We start from the raw sequence: 4293 nt of genomic DNA, 5'->3' as shown, positions 1-4293 counted from the left end.
TTCAGTCCTGCCTTCGCCGGCGAGATCAGGGTACCGATGTCGGCGATTCCGCCGATGGCGATGAGCGAGCGCAAGATCATCGTGCGCCGTGCGGCGCTCGAGCTGAAGGCGAACGCCGTGGTCAATCTCGGCATCGGCATGCCGGAAGGGGTGGCGAGCATCGCCGCCGAGGAAAAGATCAACGATCTGATGACGATGACCGCCGAGCCTGGCGTGATCGGTGGCATCCCGGCAGGCGGGCTCAACTTCGGCGCGGCGACCAATGCCCAGGCGATCATCGATCAGCCGAGCCAGTTCGACTTCTACGACGGTGGCGGTCTCGATCTCGCTTTCCTGGGTCTGGCGCAGGCCGACAGGCAGGGCAACCTGAATGTTTCCAGGTTCGGCCCGCGCCTGGCCGGCGCCGGGGGTTTCATCAACATCTCGCAGAATGCCAAGAAGGTGGTCTTCGTCGGCACCTTTACCGCCGGCAGCCTGGAGGTGGCGCTGGATGACGGCAAGTTGCGCATTCTTCAGGATGGCAAGGCGAGAAAGTTCGTCAATGAGGTCGAACACCGGACATTCAGCGGCCCGGAGGCACAGCGGCGTGGCCTGACGGTGCTCTACATCACCGAGCGTTGCGTTTTCCGGCTGTGTGCCGAGGGGCTGGAACTGATCGAGATTGCACCCGGGGTCGATCTGCAGAAGGATGTGCTGGACAAGATGGATTTCATGCCGCTCATGCGCTCGGCGCCGGCGCTGATGGACAGCCGGATCTTCCGCGCAGAGCCGATGAAACTGCGGCCGCAGATGCTGGCCATCCCGCTTGCCGAACGTCTGTTCTACGACGCCGCGAAGAACGTGCTGTTCATCAATTTCGAGGGACTCGACATCCGCAGCCAGGATGATATCGAACGTGTACGGCAGGCGGTCGCCGAGCGACTCGCTCCGCTCGGCCACAAAGTGTATGCGGTGGTCAATTACGACCGCTTCACCATCCTCCCCGAGCTGGTCGACGACTACATCGGGATGGTCAGGCACCTGATGGACACCTGCTACCACGACGTGACGCGGTTTACCTCCAATACCTTCCTGCGTGCCCGTCTGGGCGAGGCGCTGGAAAAACGGAAGATCGCTGCCCACAGCTACGAAACGGCGGCCGAAGCGGTGGCCAACCTCGGTCGCCAATGAGTCGCTGTTGCCGCCATCGTTGTCGGTAAGGGCATGCAAAGAGTACTCGCCCTGGTCGGCCCGCTACCCTTCATCGCGCTGGCCGTTTTCGCCGCCGGCCTGTCGCTTGGCGTTGCCGTCTGGTTGTTCGACGGTGTGTTCGCGCCGCTGCTGACGCCGGTCTCGTCCGCCTGGCGCTATCCGCTGGGCGGCATCGCGCTGGCCTGCTGCTACTTCACCTACGGCCTCAGTCTGCTGCTCGTCGCGCCGCTGTTGAACCTGCTGCTCGGCGGACGCTTGCAGCCTTACCGCGGATCGGCCGTATCGCTGACCGCGCTGCGCTGGTATGTGCACTGCACGCTGACCCTGGTGGTGCGCTATTCGTTTCTCGAGTTCGTGACGCCCTCACCCTTTGCCCAGCTCTACTACCGGCTGATGGGGATGCGGATCGGCCGTAACGTGACGATCAATTCGACCGCCATCGCCGATCCATCGCTGATCGAGCTGGCCGACGGGGTGACCATCGGCGGTTCGGCCAGCGTCATGGCACACTACGCGCAGGGTGGTTATCTGGTGATCGCTCCGGTCCGCATCGCCGCCGGCGCGACCATCGGTTTGCGGGCGATCGTCATGGGTGGTGTCGAGATCGGTGAAAAGGCCAAGCTGCTGGCCGGTTCTTTCGTTCTGCCCAACACGCGCATCCCGGCCGGCGAAACCTGGGCCGGGATTCCGGCGCAGCGGGTCGAACTGGAGCGTGGCGGGCCGGCCAACGGCGCCGGCTGAACGATGCCCGGACTGCCTTCCTGGGAGATCGTCGCCTGGCGCCTGCTGGCGGTGGTCGCCGGCCTCGTCGTCTGGTTCGTCACGCAGCGCTTGATCGGCCAGCGTCGTCTCGACGGCGGAGCGATCTACGATCGCCTGCACCGGCTTACGGCGGGCGGCAATGCCTGGCTGCACGAACACCCGAGCGCGGCGCGCGCGGCGCTGATCGTCAGCTCGCTGGGGGTCGACGCGGTCACCCTGTTCGTTCTCGCCTACGCACTGCTCGGTCCGAGCTTCGCTCCGTTCTGGGGGTTGCTCTGCCTGTTCGTCCTGCGCCAGTCGAGTCAGGCGCTGGTCGCTCTACCGGCGCCGCCGGGCATCATCTGGCGCGCTCCGGGATTTCCCTCGCTGTTCGTCACCTATGAGGTCGGCAACGATTTCTTCTTTTCCGGTCACACGGCGCTCGCCGTCTACGGCGCCATGCAGGTCGCCACCCTGGGCAACAGCGCGCTGACCCTGGCCGCCGCGCTGCTCGCCGTCCTGCAGATGGTTCTGGTGATCGTGCTGCGGGCGCACTGGACGCTGGACGTGCTCACCGGACTGCTCGCCGCACTGCTGCTGGGCGTTCTGTTCTGGCCTGGCTGAGGCGTTGCGGGGAAGGGGCCGATGGTCGCCAACGGTGTTCGGTTAGGGCAGTCCGGCCGCCCATGCGCGGATCTGATCGAGGCTGGCCGTCGCCCCGCCGCAGACGATGAACAGTACCCGCCTCAGGCCGACGAGTGCCTCTGCGCGCTCATAGGCCAGCGCCAGGCTGGCGCCGCAGGCGGGTTCGACCAGCAGCCGGTGGTCGGCGAGAAAGCGCTCACAGGCGGCGAGCGCCGCCCGGTCGGAAACGACCACGCTGCGTACCGGGTGCTCCTGCGACCAGCGGAAGGCTTGTTCGCAGACGCGTTTGGCGCCGAGCGAGGTAGCGACGCCGGTGATGGCTTCGAGGTCGACGATTTTCCCGGCGCGCAATGATTGGTTCAACGAGGCGGTACCTGCGGTCTCGACCGCAATTACCGGGACGTGGCCGAGGCGGTTGCGGCGCAGTCCTTCGATGACGCCGCAGAGCAGGCCGCCGCCGCCAACCGACAGGACGACCGCGTCGGGGGTGGGGCCGGCGCTGGCGACTTCGTCGATCAGGCTGGCGTGGCCCTCCCACAGCAGGGGATCGTCGAAGGGGTGGATGAAGGCGTCCGTCGGCTCGATCATCGACTGCGCGAGGAGGTTGGCCTCATGCCAGGAGCTGCCGTGCACGATGACCTGTGCCTGCTCCAGGTGCAGCAGTTCGACGGTTCGCCGCGAGGTGGTTTCCGGAACGACCACGGTGACTGGCAGAGACAGTCGGCGGCCGGCATAGGCGACGGCGAGCCCGGCATTGCCGCCGGAAGACGACAGGAAGCGACGCGCACCGCGCCGCAGGTGCTCCTCGCAGGCCGCGCCGATGCCGCGCAGCTTGAACGATCCCGGCGGCTGCAGTGCTTCGAGCTTGAGCCATACCGGGCAGTTGGCGGCGCGGCTCAGGAAAGGGGATTCGATCAGCGGGGTGGCAATGTGCAGGGGCATGGGCGGGCTGGGTGGTCGGGTGCCGGCCGTGTCGCGTCATGTCGATGGCGGCGGGGGTGATCGCTGCACGGGACGCGGGGAGGTCAGGGTGCGCGGACTCTGGCACAAAGCGTGTTTCAATTCAAGCGCGTCGTGGCGGGCAGCAGGATGCTGCAGGCAAGGTCGGCGGGCCCGTTTCGCCGAATTGGTGCGTGTCAGGATGCCCGACTCGCTGAACTTCGGGAAAAGGGAGCATTGACCGGAGTTGATCACGGAAAATATACTCCCGGTCTTGCCCTCCGATTGGGCTATCCTTTTTCCTGCGAGGTGCCATGTCTGCCTGTCCGCGATGCATCCCCGTTGCCTGGACGCTCGCGTCCCTGCCCACCCTTCTTTCGCGGGGTACTGCCTTGCCCGCGGCGGCCAGCCGCGGGCGGTCGTTCCTGTTCGCCGCAGCGTGCTGTGTGGCTGCCGCGCCCGCGCTGGCACAGTCGGCCGGTGCTTCTGACGGATCGGCGGTGACGCCGGCGGTGGCTTCGGTCTGGGAGGCGCCCGAACCCTGGCGGACCGATCGCTTCTACCTGCAGACCAGCCTGTACACGGTGCATTTCCATCCGGACGACGAACACGACAACACGCAGAAGCTGGCCTACTTCGAATGGCGGTTGCCGCAGCGCTGGCTGGGGGGACAGGTGTTGGTCGGAGCGTCGTATTTCGACAACTCCTTCAGCCAGTCGTCGGAGTTCGTTTTCGGCGGTCTGCTGTGGCGACCGTTCGACTCGGTCCAGGAGGCTT

Annotated in this window: 3 protein-coding genes and 2 pseudogenes; 4 read left to right on the top strand and 1 reads right to left on the bottom strand. The window is 66.1% G+C overall.

The window, feature by feature from the left end; all coding sequences use genetic code 11:
• The 3 genes and pseudogenes from JNK99_RS02390 to JNK99_RS02380 all read left to right on the top strand — a co-directional run.
• Positions 1-1170: pseudogene (locus tag JNK99_RS02390) on the top strand (acyl CoA:acetate/3-ketoacid CoA transferase); the annotation flags it as partial.
• A gap of 33 nt (positions 1171-1203) precedes the next feature.
• Entirely contained in the window at positions 1204-1932 is a 729-nt protein-coding gene (locus tag JNK99_RS02385; RefSeq protein ID WP_291848111.1) for a hypothetical protein, read from the top strand.
• A 3-nt stretch (positions 1933-1935) separates the two neighbouring features.
• Positions 1936-2556 carry a phosphatase PAP2-related protein gene (locus tag JNK99_RS02380; protein ID WP_291848108.1) on the top strand — a complete coding sequence of 207 codons (621 nt, stop codon included), beginning with the start codon at positions 1936-1938 and terminating at the stop codon, positions 2554-2556.
• Positions 2557-2598: 42 nt separating this feature from the next.
• On the opposite strand, the gene JNK99_RS02375 is transcribed toward JNK99_RS02380, so the two are convergent.
• The gene (locus JNK99_RS02375; RefSeq protein ID WP_291848105.1) at positions 2599-3519 is read right to left on the bottom strand and encodes a pyridoxal-phosphate dependent enzyme; all 921 of its coding nucleotides are present in this window, start codon (positions 3517-3519) and stop codon (positions 2599-2601) included.
• A gap of 443 nt (positions 3520-3962) precedes the next feature.
• On the opposite strand from JNK99_RS02375, the pseudogene JNK99_RS02370 reads away from it, so the two are divergent.
• A pseudogene (locus tag JNK99_RS02370) lies at positions 3963-4293 on the top strand (hypothetical protein); the annotation flags it as partial.

The sequence above is a fragment of the Accumulibacter sp. genome, assembly GCF_016789985.1.
Taxonomy (GTDB): Bacteria; Pseudomonadota; Gammaproteobacteria; order Burkholderiales; family Rhodocyclaceae; genus Accumulibacter.
The sequence above is the reverse complement of the archived record's forward strand: the minus strand, read 5'-3'. Positions and strand labels throughout refer to the sequence as shown.